The following is a 16,006-nucleotide window of genomic DNA, read 5'->3' on the forward strand; positions in this document are numbered from 1 at the left end:
ATCGAAGTTATATCTTTGCAAACAAAAAAACAATATGGCAGTAGAATATGATAAGAATGATCTTCAGACCCAGTTCGAGGGTATCAGAGATGAGCGGCGCCTGCAGGCCAATACGGCATACCGCATAGGCACAGCTTTTCTCTCGCTGCTGCATTTCGCCTCTGATGAGATGCATACGACCATCGAGGAGCTGCTGAAGAAGATCGAGGGCAAATATCTGTCGAAGGTCAAGGACGATGAAGCTGCCGGTCTCATCACCTTCCTCAGAGGTCTGAGGGTAGGTGCAGGCTACAAGTTCGATGAGAGTGGCAACATTTTAGCCGATTCCATCGATGCCAACAACCTGAATATCGGTCGTGGCTACAAGTTCGATGAGAATGGTGATATCATCTCTCGTGATATAGAGGCTCACGATATCAACGCCAATGACCTGAGCGTTGGAGGTAACTCCGTCTTCGCTGGTGATCTCAGTTCTCCGGACTTCGTTGCAGGATTCCTGACAGGCAAAGGCTGGCGGCTGAAAAATGAGCCGATAGAGAATGCGGCTGGTGTCCTAGAGAACAAATATAACCTGGAACTTGACAACCTCATCGTGAGAGGTTCAATGCGCATTTTCGAGATGATCATCTCTCAGCTGCTAGGAGAAAATGACAACCGCATCTTCACTGCGATGATGGAGGTGGATCACTTCGATGCAGAGAGCGGCAGGGTATATCTCGACACCAAAGAAGGCCGTATGTACAATTCCTTTCGCAAGGGTGATTACATCATGGTGCAGCAGTATAATGGTCTTCCCTCAGAGGAAAATGATCATTATGTCACGAAGAACTACGAGCTCCTGGTGAAAGAGGTCGGAACAGAAGGTGAGGGTGAGGATAGGCTGGCGTGGGTGACGTTCGAGAACTTCACAAGCTCCATGGCAGGAGCGACACCGGAGAAGCTGATCACGAAGCGTGACACCTTCGTGCGAGTGGACAACGTGTCAGACACAGACCGTAAGGGCATCATCCAGGTGATGACCGTAGGCAGCGATACTCCTTATATAGATATTGTCCATGGAATGAAAACCAATCCGGATTCTGCTCTGAAGGGTAGAATCGGAAACCTGAAAGGCATCAGACATCCTATTCTTGGCCAACTGAAGGGGTTCGGTGAATATCTCAACAACCTCTATGCGGTAGGCGAGTTCGTTCTGAGCCGAACAGGTGAGAGCATCGACACCAAGTTTCAGGTTCTCGAAAACATGTTCTCTTCAAGATTCTCCAAAACCAGCTATGAGCTGACCAACGAGAAGAATTATCTCGAGAATGGCCAATTCCTGGAGCAGATTACCGATTCAGAGAATAAGATCATCGCAGGTTGGGATATAGATACTACTGATGAATCCGTCTTCTGGTTCGACGCTTCCGGATTGCCGGTCATGGTCAACGGAAATCCTACAGCCAGCGGCAACCGCAAGGTCTCGCTGGAGAAGGTGGATGGCAGGCAGATTCTCCGTGTGCAGAATTGCGGCATCAGACAGAAGAATGCACTGATTAAACAACCAGGAACTCACAAGGAGTATGTTGCAGGAGAGAAGAGCAGCGCAGAGCTGCCTCCAACAGAGGCAGGGTACACCGATGTGCAGGACAAGCTATACATCAGCGTTCGCATCTATGCCAAGACGGCTGGCAAGTTGACTATTGGCTTCGCTGATTGCGAAGAGGTGAGGGGAAAACAGAATACCCTGCAGCAGAGAACAGTCAATGTTGCATACTCTGGAGCGTGGAAGACTATACCAATAGAAGGCGTGTGGAATGGTACCGGAGACTTCGTCATCCAGTACACCGGTGATTGCTATCTCGCAATAGCATCTCTCACCGATGAGCCGCTCAGCGAGCTGTCAAAGACCGTGAGCACCCAGATAGTGCAGACGGCCAACAATATCAAATTGCTGGGAGAGAACATCGATACCGTCAACAAGAAAGCTGTCAAGGTCGGCATCGAGCTTGATGCAGAAAAGGGCGAAATCAGGCAGTATGTAGATCAGACGGATAAGAAGAATCGCGAAGATACATCTTCGCTGATTGTGCAGACATCGAGCAGCATCACATCATCGATGGACAAGAAGCTGAAGGATCAGTACGATACCGTTACAAGCGAGTATTCTTCATCCATCAGGCAGACTGCGGAGGGTATCAGGCAGTGGGTAGGTAGTCAAGACTACGCCAACAACACTACAGTATCATCTAGCATCGAGCTGCTATCTGGCAGAATTACCAGTACTGTGGAAATGGTGGAAGCGAATGCTTCTAGCATTACTCAGATTCAGCAGGATATTGATTCCATCACACTGACAGTGGGCAAGGCTGCTACACAAGAGCAGCTGCAGGTAAACGTAGATACGCTCAATAAGAGTATCAGCAGTAATCTTGCATCTGCTAAAAGTTATGCAGATGGTGTTGGCAGCGGTATAAGAAGTGATTACTCCTCTACCATTACGACCGTTAAGCAAAATAGCAATGGATGGAGTGTAGCTGCCGGAGGATTCGATTCGAAAGGTAAGCTGAAATCATCTGCTGGAGCTGTATTGACTACAGAATTTGCCGGGCTTTTCTCTACGGCATTCACTAACAAAGGCGGTGTCGTAAAAAGTGAAATCAGTTCTTTCATTACGAAGGATGCAGCTGGAAACATGATTTCCAATGCCAAGATATCAGCTGACAACATAGTGCTGAGCAGCGGAGGTTCCGCTGTTGAGAAGGCGATTGCCAATGCTAAGAATGCAGGAGATACTGCGCAGAGAACGGCAAGCAATGCCGCTCAAGCAGCTAGTAATGCACAGAGTACCGCAAATACAGCAGTGAATAATGCGAAAGCTGCAAATGATGCGGCAGCTGCTGCAAAATCGTATGCCGCTACAGAAATCAAAGCGACGAATGGCAGCATTTCAGCATTAGCAGCTAAGGTTTCTTTTGATTCAAGTGGTAATATTACCAACATCAATAAAACTGGCCTTGTGCTTACAAGCACTTTCGCAGGCTTATTTACTAGTCAGGTAAGTGCAAAAGGACTTGTCAGCGAAGGACAGATGAATGTAGCCATCAGCAATGGAATCTCAGCAGCAACAATCCAGGCCGACAAGATAAATCTGACCGGTCATTGCATGAACTTCTCGGGCGGTCAGATTACCATCACAACTCCGAACTTCAAGCTTGACTCAACTGGTAGCATTTGGTGTCAGAATGGAACATTCAGCGGTACGGTTACAGGAGTAAAAGGAAGCTTTAAAACACTTAATTGTGTTGACAGTAACGGAAATGTAGTTGGTAATATACAGTTTGGCTCGGATGGTAGAATGTGGTTCTCGGGAGACATGTATCATCAAGGATATGATAGTGCCAAAAAACGTGGTTATCGCTTTTATGCGGCAGATATATGGTGCAGAGGCATGTTCGGACATCGACAAAAGACAATGGCATGGGTTTTCGGCACACACATGAGAATATACACCAAGGATGCTGACAATACAGAGGATACTGGGGTCTATATTGCACTCGAAAGTGGTATGGTATCAGGAAGAAGATACTATAAAATACCTCTGTATGGTTTTGCTAGTCATGGAGACGCTTCAGGTATGGCGATTGATATGGTTGTCATTAATTGCAGTTCTGATTTCTATTACGTATTCGAGGGAATGGGTAACGGCAAGGAATGGCGAGTCATTAATGGTAATGATAGACAGACAATTCATTTTGCAGACATCGGTGGTTGGCATGAGTTGAAAGGTGGCGAAAGCCTGTCGTGCGCTTACGTAAATCCGAAATTCCTGAATCCGGAGCCAACCAGCCTTGGTGCAGGAGTCTTCTGGAGTGGTGAATATGATTTGAACTGGTCTTGATTTTAATAACTTATATAATATTTATAATATGAAAACAGCAAAGCAGACGGTGACAACCGAATTTGAGCCGATTGAGCTCAACGAGAGTGTGAAAGTGAGTTTCGAGCGTAATGTCGCTGGAGATAAAACTATAATAAGAGGATATATCATCAGCAGTGAGAATGGTGAGTATTTAGGTAATGTTAATGTAGAGAACGGCAATCTTGCGATCTCTATCAAGAAGGATGATGTCGGCAAGGAAGTGACTGCTCAGATTCTTGCATCAATCCCGGAGTGGCTTGATAGCATCAAGAATGCCGAATAAGAGAGGAGGTGCTTATGAGCGATGTGATGGTGGGTACCAGCATCGAAGATGCAATCAAGAACTCTGATTGGTCTTCGGTCAGCATAGCCTTATGGCCGCATATTGTAGAGCAGATGAAACTTCACTCGAAGAACATCTTTGAGTGTGAAATGGTCTATGATCTTGACCATATCAACACTGTTCCCGCCCTCTACGATGACAACAAAGGCACTCGCAAGCAGGTCATCGTGCCTATGAAGGTGTTCACCCGTGATATTGACGCAGAGCTTGAAAAAGCTAAAGAGGTGACAACTGCTGCACAAAAGGCAACTGAGAGGGCGAATACCGCTGCTACCAATGCAGATAAGGCTCGGGAGGATCTAGAGACTAAGAAGCAGGAGGTTAATAATGCCGTTGCAGAGAGCAAGACCGCGACCGAAGCTGCCAAGATGGCTACTTCGGACACGCTTGCAAGTAAGAAGGCTATAGAGCAGAATGAGGAAACTCGCAAGACTGCAGAGCAGACGCGAGCCACCTCAGAGGCTGCGAGAGTCAAGGCTGAGCAGGGCAGAGCTGATGTTGAGAACAAGCGAGTTGCTGCTGAGTCTGCACGTTCTTCAGCAGAGCAGAAGAGAGCTTCTGCAGAAACTGATCGAGCATCAGCCGAGAACTCTAGAGTCAGTTTAGAAAATGAAAGACAGACAGCAGAGAGGGCCAGGAGTAATGCAGAGGCAGATAGAACCTTAGCAGAAGCAGGCAGAGTCAATGCAGAGGCAGGCAGAGTCTCTGCTGAGCATCTACGAGAGACCAATACATCTACTGCTATTGCCAGTTCAGTAGTACAGACAAATTTAGCCAAGGAGCTCAATGAGCATCCTACTATTGCCGGAGAAAATGGCAACTGGTGGCAGTGGAACCTGCAGACTCATGCCTACGAAGATACCGGTGTCATCGCAAGAGGTGGTGCGATGTACCCAACCTTCCGGCAGTCCAGGAATAAGTTATTGATGATAGACTACGGTTCTAACGTATCTGAGCACGTAGTCAAACGTAGAAATAAATTAGTTATCAAGGTATAATGGCAGATAATACGAATATCATTGTGGTGGGCAATGTTGCCTTCACCGACAAGGGAGCGTGGGTCAAAGGCTATTCCTTCGAGTTCGAGGGAGAGACCATTCAGGGCTACGATGCCAATGACATCGTCCACACAGCCAATGGTGTGTACGCATCTCTCATCGATGGCAATACATCTGAGCCAGCAGACACCAGCGACTCCTGGCGCCTCTGGCTAGACAAGACTGCGGCAACCAAGGCCAAGAGTGCAGCCGATGATGCCAACAAGGCTGCGAATCTTGCTAATACTGCAGCTGCTTCTGCAACCGCACAGGCAGCAGAAGCACAGCAGCAGGCTACAGCTGCAGAGGAGAAGGCGCAGCTTGCAACGGAAGCCGCATCGAGAGCAGACGAGAAGATAGCTGAGATGAACAGTCTCGCAGGGCAGATTGCGACAGGTTTCATCGCACCATCTCGCATGATTCTCAGCTATCAGGCTGAAATTAGCATCCGCAACAAGCAGAAGCAGAAGATTGAGGCGAACATCCTGCCGGCATACTTGCCGCAGAGCGTCCTCTATCAGAGAGTAGAGGGTGATTCCGTCATGTCTGACCCGTCCGGCAATCTGACCATCAAGGATGTTGGCAAGACCAAGTTCTGGGTGATTCCTACCGCTAATACACCGTTGTGGCAGGAGGTGACTATCAACGTCAGACAACCATATATGCGTCTCTCGGCATCAGGCAAGATTCGCAAAAACGGCAATAAAATCCGAATTGTTTAATCGATTAAAATAATTAATATGGCTTTTACAGAAAGTGAAGAAACGAAGCTGAAGGCTATCATCGCAGCCTTCGACAATGCTCAGCAGGTCGATGACCTGCCTCAGTCAGACATGTCTGCAACCGACAAGATTATCGAGGTCTTCGACAAAAAGTCGGGCAAGTCTGAGCAGATGACTATCAAGAATGCGGTGCAGCTCGGTCAGCACCCGTGGTGCGGTAGAGTGTGGAACCTCGACAACGCTACCCCTAAGGCTGCTGCCTATGTAGGCTCCCTCGAGCTCTTGCAGAACCTGCATGAGGAACTCGGACTTGGTGGCTATCTGGTCAAGAATGACCATACTCGTCGCAAGCTTGATTCCAAGGATCATTACAAGTATGCGACTGGCGAAGCGGCCAAACTCGATGGTACCGAGGGGCACTATCAGTGGGGTTGGGGAAAAGAGTGGTACATGGTCATCAAGACCGTAGGCAGACTACATTACGAGATGATTAGCCCTTGGCCTATTCAGGGAGAGTTCAACTACAAGATTCCAATTGCCAGCATCTCTGCAGCAGGATTTGCGACAATCGAGCGCAGTACTGGCAAGCTCGTAAGCTACATCAACGATGGCGCTGACTATCGAGGAGGCAATAATGATGCGACTCTCGACAATACGAACCGCACCATGCTGGGCAAGCCAGCAACTCAGCAGACTACAGAGTACTTCCGAGCAGCAGCGCGCAAGAATGGTACCGGATGGCTCTGCACGACGATGCGCCATACAGCTGCCATCGCAGTACTGTTCGGTGTCATCTTCGGTACTCATTACGACCAGGCTGCTGTCAATTCTGCTAAAGATGAGAATGGCCTGTTCCAGGGTGGACTAGGAGCTGGAGTAACGCAGATGCCTGACTGGAATGGCTACAACGGTTATCGTCCGGTCATCCCGATGTCTGCCGGCATCGAACTAGGTGACTCCTGCGGTGAATCTAGCTACGAGGTTAAGAAGGATGATGGTACTGTAGTCTATACTGCCAAGATTCCTTGCTTCTTCGGATACAAGAATGGTTTCGGTAACCTCTGGCGTATGATGGATGATGAGCAGGTGCAGTGCAACGAGGATACATCGGTTGTACACCTCGTTGCTCCATCCATCTATGGTACCTGGACAATAGGCAAGGCTGATGGCATGGTTGCCTATAGCAAGTCTGAAACAATAGGTGAAGGTTGGGTGAAGGAACTGTGCATGGAGCACCTCGAAAACTTCCCAACTCTGAAAGGTGGTTCTGATTCGACCTATTGGACTAGCTACTTCTGGAACAATAGTGGAGCGACATCCGGTTTTCGCTGTTGCCTCCGTGGTGCCAATGCTAACAGTGGTGGTCAATGTGGTCTTTCGTCGCTCAACGTTCGCAATGCTGTCTCTGCTGCCGATGCGGGCTGCGGTGCGGCCCTCTGCGAAGCAGCATCCGAGTGGTCTGTGGAGCCAACATACTACGCAGCAGCCTAGGTTGGCTGCGTAGGCTCAAAAGACAGAACAATCAGAAGAACCTGGGGCTCCTGAGCACACGGCTCGCGCAGCGAGCCCCACCTTCCGCCCTTTGGGCGGACGATTTTTTTTGAAATTTCGCTCTTTGACTTTTTTTCATTCCGATTTTTTTTCGTACCTTTGCACCCGGATATAATCCAGGTTGTGATTCCCAGTGCCGGTTTTCGCTGTTGCCTCCGTGGTGCCAATGCTAACAATGGTGGTCAATGTGTCTTTCGACGCTCAACGTTAACAATGCTGTCTCTGATGCCAATGCGAACTACGGTGCGGCCCTCAACTTAAAGATATCCACAGTTTTTGTGTGCTTATGTGGAGAATCGGGAGTCAGGCCTTGCCCCAAGGCAGAAAATACACTTGTTAAGATTAGCTGGTAGATGATGACAGTAGGGTCATCCGGTCGAAAGTTAGGATTTTAGAAAAAGCAGACAACTGATTCATACACCGAATTATACACCGCATTATACACCGACATATACACCGCATTATACACCGACAAATGCACCGTCATATACACCGACATATACACCATATTAGTTATCATTCATTAATTAATGCATAGTGAAGAGAATAGGTAATATATCAGTTGTTGTCGAGACTTTACAGAATTTTCGTGAAGCCTTTTATGAGTATTCGAAGCATAAGAGGTCGAGATTAAGCGTGCAAGCATTCGAAGAGGACCTGGAGCATAAGCTTCTGGAGCTCCTGAGTGCTTACAAGTCTGGGCTGTGGCATACATCGGAGTATGAAGCTAAGGTTGTGACAGAGCCGAAGGTTCGTACAGTCAACAAGCTGCCAGTTCCTGATCACGTCATCCAACATGCTGCCCTCAATCCATCGGAACCCTTGCTGCGTAGCAAGATTCCGTTCAATTGTCCGGCAGGTACCAAAGGGCGTGGTACTCATTTCTTTTACAAGATTATCAAAAGTGATATTTACAATTCTCCACAGCAGGAGACTGCATATTGCGCACCTATGGACATACATCATTATTTTATGACCATAGAACATAATCGGTTAAAGAGAGAGTATCGGCTGTATATCAAGGATCGCAAACTGCTATACTTCATCGACGAAGTCGTTGACAGCTATGCCAATGGCGTTGTCCTCGGTGTCAAGCTTACCCAGCTCTTAGGTCAGCTATATCTGGTTAGATTCGATTATCTCGCTATGCGATGCTTCGATATCCTGGAGGATCCTGAGCGGTATCACTACTGGCAGGCACGCTACGTCAGTGATATGCTCGTCACTTGTAGGACTGAGGAGCAGGCAAGATTGATAACTAGCGTACAATCGTTGAATGAGCGATTCGATCGCTTCGTTCGGCAAGGACTCAGCTATTATTATAGATTCATGGACAATATCTTCATCTTGCATGAGGATAAGGTCTTCCTGCGACTGATGGTCGAATTGAGCGCTATGCATCTGGCCAGAGATTGGAAGCTGCAGATTAACCGGTCGTGGAATGTTCATCGCACCTGCGATGGCATAGACTTCTGCGGGCAGGTCATATATGCGGATCATGCTAAAATCCGGAAACGTAGCAAGCTGGCATTGTGCAGGCAGGTCGCAAGACTACGCAAGAGTGGCTATAATAATGAGCAAATCAGAGTCATAGCTGCATCGAGGCTAGGAATTGCGAAACACGCAGACACAAAAAACTTATTACAGAAAATCGGAATGAAAACTTATAGAGACAACCTCGGCATCAAGAGAGGGGAAATTCCCTTCGCAAGCATGACCAAGCGGCAGAAGAAGCACATAGGAGATGTTTTGTGCAAGGATGGTATAGACTACGAAGATCATCTTATCCTCATCGAGGACTACAAGATTGATAAGTCAACAGTTAGCTTCAAGACTCAACAGGTCGAGAAAGTTGATGAACACGGCAACAAGTTCATCGTTCAGGAGAAGGTTCCGAACGATAGACTGGCACTGAAGTTCAGATATATCGATCATGTGGAGAGGAAAGAGGAGCTGGATGAGAACGGGGAACCTATCGAGGTTCCGCACTGGAAGGATGAAACCTGGTGGTTGTATTCCGGTGCAGAGATACTTATTACACAAGCACGTGAGGAATGGTGCTTCCTAGAGAAGCCTTTCTATGTTGTAGTCGGAGAGCTGAAAAACAAATTCGGCAAAACGTTTTACAAGTTTATATAGTAGATGAATAAGAAAATTTATCTCGTTCGCATGAACTATGTTAGATACGATGGAAATCATTATCTGTTGTATCTGAATGAAAAGAAAATTGAAAACTATCAGCCAGACTCTAATATGATGGAGTCTGAGAGTGATGGTAAGACGGTCACAGCATATAGTTATGAAGGTAGCGAGCCGGATGGCTCAGTCAAGATTGAGGCAACTTCTGCAGGTTACAACGATTTCGTTGCTGGACTTGTGAGAACCAGGTACAGCCAGAATGACGTTGAAGCGATCCTCTGCAACCATGGAGATGGCGATACTGCTCACGAGGCAGAATACCAGGCATTCCAGGAGTGGAGAGAGCAGGCGAAAGAAATCGCCAAGGAGATTCTCGAGCGAGATATTGCATAATCAATACGGCAGGTAGTCATAGCATTACCTGCCGTATTTTTATTTTTCCCCACATAATTGTATCTTTGCCCTAAAAAAGAGAAAAGATGCAGAGAAATACTAAAGACTGGATACGCTATAGCAGCGCTGGTTTCGTACTGATAGCAGCAATCGTACTAGTGTATATCAGCTACTTTTGTTCGAATGATGTTACATCAAACGTTTTATGGTATTTTGGTCAGAGTCTTATGTACGTTGCGACAGCTTTTGGCTTCGAACTTACATTCGATACTCGAGTCAAGGATTTAATAGATAAATATAAAAATCATGGGGAGAAAGATTAAATTCATTTTCGTACATTGCACAGCAAGCCGACAGACATGGACAGTCGATGCCTTGCTGAAGGAGTTCAGAAACAAGGGCTGGCATTATCCAGGTTATCACTGGGTGGTTACAGCGGATGGCAAGCGCACCCAGCTGATGACAGAAGACCTGCCATCCAATGGTGTAAAGGGTCACAATCACGAGGCTATCAATGTCGCATACATGGGTGGTATCTCGCGCACTGGCAAGCCTATAGACAACCGCACAGATGCGCAGAAGGAGAGCCTTCGCGAATTACTGAAGGAACTCAGACAGAGATACCCTGATGCTAAGATTCTCGGTCATCGTGATATCTCGCCTGACAAGAATCAAAATGGCGTGGTTGACCCTTGGGAGCGAATCAAGGAGTGTCCTTGCTTCGATGCGATTCCGGAATACGCTGACATCTAATTCATAGGGTATGAAGAAAAATCTGAGATACATAGGCATAGTCATCGCAGTGATATTGGCTATCGCTGCATTCGTCTGGTTATTCGAGTCGAGACAGAAGCGAGCGGAGAAAGAGTTGAGGGAGCAGTTCAACCAACTGGCGCTGAACTATGCGCCAGCTAAGCGTGATACCATCAGAGATTCCGTAAAGGTCATCACTCAGCAAGTGCTGATGATGCCTCCTGATGAGTATAGGTCATACGCCATTGACCGGCAATTGCTCAAGGATATCAATCTGCAGGTGAAGCAGATTGTTGCTGACCAGCGAACGGTTGTTGTCACAGCCGATTCCGTCAAGACGAAGCGCAGAAACCATATCTATAGCTATAGTGATGCCTGGCTGAACTTCCGGCTCAACACCGCAGACTCTATCCTTACATATAAGGCAAGAGACAGCTTGCAGACCATCATCGCAAGGCAATTCAAACATAAATTCTTGTTTTGGAAGTGGGGTACCAAGGGATACCAGGTCAAGGTCATCAACTTCAACCCTCATTCCACCATATCTTATAATAACTATATCCAAGTCACCGAATAATGGCAAGACAAGAGGTATATACAACCGTAGTGAAGCTCAATTCAGAAGAGGCGAAGAACCGTCTGAAGGAGCTCGAAGATAAAGTCGCTCGTCTGAAGAAGGCAAAACAGGATGCCTTCTCGACGGGCGATTCCCGTTTAGGCGCATCCCTCGCCAAGGACCTGAAGGCTGCCGAGCGAGAGATGAAGCAATTCAAGAACTCGACCATGAGCGTCAAGGAGACGCTCGATAACCTGTCCTCTGCAAGCCTCGGACAGCTTGAGAAAGCTGCCCGACACCTGAAGGGTCAGATGAAGGCGGCATCTGATCCGTCAGACTATGCCAAGCTGGAGAACCAGCTGAGCAAAGTCAAGGAGCAGATGTTGCAGCTGAAGGGGGCGACCCGCAAGGCTGATGAAGAAGCGCATCGAATGACTGCGACCTTGTCTAATCTGAAGCATGCTTCTCTCAACGACCTCAACTTCACATCAAGCAAGCTGAAGTCGCAGATGGCTGATTTCGACCCTCAGTCAAGTATGTACGCCTCTAGAGCAGCCCAGCTGAAGCTGGTGGAGGCAGAACTGGAGCGCATACATCAGAGTGAGCGTAGAGTCGTTACTCTGATGCAGCAGTATGACAAGGAGATAGAGGAGACCAATATCGATATCAAGGAGACAAAGCGGCAGATGCAGCTTGTCAACCGCACCATGTCGAACCTGAAGACATCATCCATCCGTGACCTCGAATTCTCAATCAAGGCAATCAATCAGCAGATGGCTGGTATGGACCGCGGTACCGAGAAGTTCAAGCAGATGCAGCTGCAGGCAAAGCAGCTGAAGGCTGAGCTGCAGGCTGTCAGAGCCGAGGGCGTAGCTCAAGAGTCCTGGATCAAGCGGTCTGCGGATACCTTCAACCGCATGCAGGGCCTCGCCATCAGCGCCATCGCTGCTATATCAGGCATCACATTCACCGTCAAGAAGTGCGTGGAGGAGTATGCCAAGATGGATGACGAGATGACAAACGTCCGCAAATATACCGGTCAGGCTGCTGATGAAGTGGAGCGGATGAATGAGGATTTCAAGAAGATGGACACCCGAACTCCTCGTCAGAAACTCAACCAGCTGGCAGAGGATGCCGGTCGATTGGGCATCACGTCAACAGCTGCCATCGAAGAATTCGTTGATGGTGCCGATAAAATCAATGTCGCACTCGGTGATGACCTCGGAGACAAAGCAGTCTCACAGATTGGCAAGCTGGCGCAGATGTTCGGTGAGGACAAGACCAAAGGTCTGAGAGGAGCCATGCTCTCTACCGGTTCTGCCATCAATGAGCTGGCGCAGAACTCTTCTGCTTCAGCTGGCTATCTCGTTGACTTCACTGCGCGTGTAGCTGGTGTCGGCAAGCAGGCAGGCTTCACGCAGGCGCAGATCATGGGTCTCGCCTCTGTCCTCGACCAGAATATGCAGCAGGACGAGACGGCTGCTACTGCAGTACAGAATCTCCTTGCTAAAATGTTCCAGGATTCCGCTAAGTTTGCAAAGATTGCAGGACTCAATGTCAAGGAGTTCGCCAATACCTTGAAGAAGGATGCCAATACCGCCTTGCTTCAGTTCCTGGCAGCTATGCGTTCCAAAGGTGGTTTCGCAGAGCTGGCACCTATGTTCGAAGAGATGAAGATGGATGGATCGAGAGCGACCGGTGTCCTCACCGTCCTCGCTGACAAGCTTGATGATGTCAAGACGGCACAGCAGTTGGCCAACGAGGCATACGCAGAGGGTACATCAGTCATCAACGAGTTCAACACGCAGAACGAGAGTGTACAGGCGCAGCTAGACAAGGCAGGTAAGAAGTTCCTGGATCTGTCAATATCACTTGGTGAGAAACTATACCCAGCTGCTCGCCTCTGTTTGTCAACAGCAAGCATTACTGTTCGCATCCTATCTGAAGTTGTTGACTTCATCATTAAGTATCGTACAACGATACTTGCCCTCACGGCAGCTATCATTGCGCTGACAGTTGCAGAATCTGCACACGTCATCAAGCTGAAGGCGATTGCCTTGTGGAATAATGTTGTGATAGCTGGCTCCAAGAAGCTATGGGCTGTTCTTGTCGCTCACCCATATATGGCTGTAGCTGCTGCCGTTACGGCATTGATAGCGGTCCTGATAGACCTCAACCGTCAATCTGATACAGCTGCGAAAATCTCCAAAGAACTCAATGACATCAGAGAGGAGGCACAGAAGGAGATTGTTGAGGAGAAAATCAAACTCGAGAATCTTCGCAAGGCTGCTATGGATGAGACAAGGTCGCTCAATGAGCGATATACAGCAATTAGCGAGTTGAACCGAATTGTACCTAATTACAATGCTACTATAGACAAGACTACAGGCAAGTACATAGAGAATAAGCAGGCGCTTGATGAATACATTGCATCACTCGTTCATCTCTATGAGGTACAGGGAGCGAAGAAGAGAATTCAACAATTATCAGATGAAAAGGCAGATCTAAAGATAAAGAAGCAAAAAGTGCAGGAGCGATACGATGATGCAAAGAAGGCTGGTTTTGGCATGTCATACACAACAAGTTGGGGAGCGACTGGTAATACTCGCATAGATGCCAGCAGCCATCTCAAATCTGAACTTGATGATATCAACTCTAAATTTGAAGAGATAAATAAAATTATATCCACTATCACAAAAGTTTATGGCTATGATATTCAGAGCCTGGAGGTGAAGAAGGTCAAAGATAAAGATAACGACAATGATAATGGTGGTGGTTCCAGTGGAGAGTCTGAGAAGGAGCGCAAGGCTCGTGAGAAGGCTGAGAAAAAAGCTGAAGCTGAAGCTCGCAAGCGTGAGGCAGAAGCCAAGCGCAAGCAGAAGCAAGCTGCTGATTCCATCAAGGCTGAGACCAATCAGCTTTTAGCTGAGAATGCCAAAGCTTATGCGGAGGGTACCAAGACATACCAGCAGTTCGTGGATGATCGTCAGTCAATACAGTTGAGTGGCTTCGAAAAGCTGAAGCAGCTCTATGGTGAGGAGAGCAATGAGTACAAGCAGCTGCTTGATAACCAGGTGAGCGCTACCAAGCAGCATGATGATGCCATCCTGAAGATGAATGAGCAGACCATTGAGCGCGAACGCCTGATCAAGCAGGCGAACATCAAATCTCAGTACAACGATGTGAAATCTGATATCTATCAGAATGACATCGCTCTCGATGAAGCCATCTATCAGAATGATGTTGATGCTATGCAGAAGCGCCTTGCACTCTACAATAAGGGCAGCGAGGAGTGGCTGGATCTGAAGGCTGAGATGGAACAGGCTGAGCTCGATCATCAGTTACAGATGCAGGAGGCATACCAGAACCAGCTGCGAGAACTTCGCCAGCAGTTCGGCAAGCAGGACATCGAAGCTGAGAAGCAGATGTATCTCAATGGCCTAGAGAACATCTACAAGCAGGGTCTCATCAAGGAGGAGGAATATCTGCAGATAAAGCTAGATCTCATCGAGCAGTATGCAGACCGCAAGGCGCAGCTCGAAGCTGAAGATCATGGAGCAGGCTCTACCCAGCTGAAGGTGGATAGAGTCTCTAACCGTATGGTTAACCAGGCTAAAGCTGAAGCAGGAGATGCGCAGAACCCTGCAAATGCCAGCTTCGGAAGCTACTTCACGTCTCAGATAGCCAACTACCAGAACACGATGGAGAAGCTGAAGGAGCTGTATGGTGACGATGAGCAGAATCACGCAGCCTATATGCAGGCGAAGGCAATGGTGACTGCTGACTTCCTCAATGATATGGTAGAGCAGACATCTGCAGCCTACAACGGCATCAACAACATACTCTCTGCAGCATCAGCCTATGCACAGGCTTGCTCAGACCTAGAGCAGGCGAAAATCTCCAAGAACTACGAGAAGCAGATTGCTGCAGCTGGCAATAATTCGAAGAAGAAGAAAAAGCTCGAAGAGAAGAGAGACAAGGAACTGGCTGCAGCCAAGTCGAAGGCTAACAAGAAAGCGATGAAGATTGAGATTGCCAGGCAATCGCATCTACCGCTATGGCTGCTATCAACGCATACTCATCTGCAGCTTCCATCAAGGGTACTGGCTGGTTACTTGCACCTATAGCTGCCGGCATGGCCACAGCTGCAGGTATGATGCAGATTGCAACAATCAAGAAGCAGCATCAGGCAGAGGCAGCAGGGTACTACGAGGGTGGTTACACAGGAGGCAACCGCTATCGCAAGGAGGCAGGAGTGGTTCACGAAGGTGAGTTCGTTGCCAACCATAGAGCGGTCAACAACTCGTCTATCAGACCTGCATTCGACCTAATAGATAGAGCGCAGCGCGCCAACACCGTAGGCTCTCTGACCGCTGATGATATCAGCAGAGCACTGGGAGCAGGAGCCAGCGCTGCTGTCGTTGCTCCTATTGTCAATGTCAGCAATGACAATGCCGAGGTACGCCAGTCTCTCGATGGAGTCAATTCTGCTGTCAGCAGACTCAACGAGAATATTGAGAGAGGTATCAAGGCAGATGTGTCTATCGCAGGCAGAGACGGCATCGACCGCAAACTCAAGGAATATCATCGTATGTTAAGCAATAAGTAGTT

The 16,006-nt window shown here is 48.1% G+C and carries 11 protein-coding genes; all 11 read left to right on the plus strand.

Annotated elements, in window-relative coordinates; all coding sequences use genetic code 11:
* The first annotated feature begins 34 nt into the window (after positions 1–34).
* The 11 genes from DW830_RS04190 (at position 35) to DW830_RS04245 (ending at position 16,004) form a co-directional block, all read left to right on the plus strand.
* Entirely contained in the window at positions 35–3,880 is a 3,846-nt protein-coding gene (locus DW830_RS04190; protein ID WP_119248996.1) for a hypothetical protein, read from the plus strand.
* 28 nt (positions 3,881–3,908) lie between these two features.
* The gene (locus DW830_RS04195) at positions 3,909–4,184 is read left to right on the plus strand and encodes a hypothetical protein (protein ID WP_119248997.1); all 276 of its coding nucleotides are present in this window, start codon (positions 3,909–3,911) and stop codon (positions 4,182–4,184) included.
* A 14-nt stretch (positions 4,185–4,198) separates the two neighbouring features.
* Positions 4,199–5,242, plus strand: coding sequence for a hypothetical protein (locus DW830_RS04200; RefSeq protein ID WP_119248998.1), 1,044 nt, complete (start codon positions 4,199–4,201; stop codon positions 5,240–5,242).
* Positions 5,242–6,003 carry a hypothetical protein gene (locus tag DW830_RS04205; protein WP_119248999.1) on the plus strand — a complete coding sequence of 254 codons (762 nt, stop codon included), beginning with the start codon at positions 5,242–5,244 and terminating at the stop codon, positions 6,001–6,003. The genes DW830_RS04200 and DW830_RS04205 overlap by 1 nt, the downstream gene beginning before the upstream one ends.
* 18 nt (positions 6,004–6,021) lie before the next feature.
* A complete protein-coding gene (locus tag DW830_RS04210) occupies positions 6,022–7,494 on the plus strand; it encodes a hypothetical protein (protein ID WP_119249000.1) in 1,473 nt (490 codons plus the stop codon).
* A 696-nt stretch (positions 7,495–8,190) separates the two neighbouring features.
* Positions 8,191–9,693: a hypothetical protein gene (locus tag DW830_RS04215; RefSeq protein ID WP_147487205.1), complete on the plus strand. Its 1,503-nt coding sequence runs from the start codon at positions 8,191–8,193 to the stop codon at positions 9,691–9,693.
* A gap of 3 nt (positions 9,694–9,696) precedes the next feature.
* Complete coding sequence (locus tag DW830_RS04220; RefSeq protein ID WP_119249002.1) at positions 9,697–10,086, plus strand: hypothetical protein; 390 nt, start codon at positions 9,697–9,699, stop codon at positions 10,084–10,086.
* Positions 10,087–10,392: 306 nt separating this feature from the next.
* Complete coding sequence (locus DW830_RS04230) at positions 10,393–10,839, plus strand: N-acetylmuramoyl-L-alanine amidase (RefSeq protein ID WP_119249004.1); 447 nt, start codon at positions 10,393–10,395, stop codon at positions 10,837–10,839.
* 10 nt (positions 10,840–10,849) lie between these two features.
* Positions 10,850–11,416, plus strand: a complete 567-nt coding sequence (locus DW830_RS04235) for a DUF6549 family protein (protein WP_119249005.1) — start codon at positions 10,850–10,852, stop codon at positions 11,414–11,416.
* On the plus strand, positions 11,416–15,522 hold the full coding sequence (locus DW830_RS04240; protein ID WP_119249006.1) for a phage tail tape measure protein: 4,107 nt from the start codon (positions 11,416–11,418) through the stop codon (positions 15,520–15,522). Before DW830_RS04235 ends, DW830_RS04240 begins: the two co-directional genes overlap by 1 nt.
* Positions 15,453–16,004, plus strand: a complete 552-nt coding sequence (locus tag DW830_RS04245; RefSeq protein ID WP_119249007.1) for a hypothetical protein — start codon at positions 15,453–15,455, stop codon at positions 16,002–16,004. Before DW830_RS04240 ends, DW830_RS04245 begins: the two co-directional genes overlap by 70 nt.
* Positions 16,005–16,006 lie beyond the last annotated feature (2 nt).

It is taken from the genome of Prevotella sp. AM34-19LB (assembly GCF_003468525.1).
Classification (GTDB): domain Bacteria; phylum Bacteroidota; class Bacteroidia; order Bacteroidales; family Bacteroidaceae; genus Prevotella.

Coding starts and splice junctions, on each gene's coding strand:
- DW830_RS04210 (WP_119249000.1), top strand. CDS start 6,022: ATGGCTTTTACAGAAAGTGAAGAAACGAAGCTGAAGGCTATCATCGCA.
- DW830_RS04190 (WP_119248996.1), top strand. CDS start 35: ATGGCAGTAGAATATGATAAGAATGATCTTCAGACCCAGTTCGAGGGT.
- DW830_RS04230 (WP_119249004.1), top strand. CDS start 10,393: ATGGGGAGAAAGATTAAATTCATTTTCGTACATTGCACAGCAAGCCGA.
- DW830_RS04245 (WP_119249007.1), top strand. CDS start 15,453: ATGGCTGCTATCAACGCATACTCATCTGCAGCTTCCATCAAGGGTACT.
- DW830_RS04205 (WP_119248999.1), top strand. CDS start 5,242: ATGGCAGATAATACGAATATCATTGTGGTGGGCAATGTTGCCTTCACC.
- DW830_RS04235 (WP_119249005.1), top strand. CDS start 10,850: ATGAAGAAAAATCTGAGATACATAGGCATAGTCATCGCAGTGATATTG.
- DW830_RS04200 (WP_119248998.1), top strand. CDS start 4,199: ATGAGCGATGTGATGGTGGGTACCAGCATCGAAGATGCAATCAAGAAC.
- DW830_RS04240 (WP_119249006.1), top strand. CDS start 11,416: ATGGCAAGACAAGAGGTATATACAACCGTAGTGAAGCTCAATTCAGAA.
- DW830_RS04195 (WP_119248997.1), top strand. CDS start 3,909: ATGAAAACAGCAAAGCAGACGGTGACAACCGAATTTGAGCCGATTGAG.
- DW830_RS04220 (WP_119249002.1), top strand. CDS start 9,697: ATGAATAAGAAAATTTATCTCGTTCGCATGAACTATGTTAGATACGAT.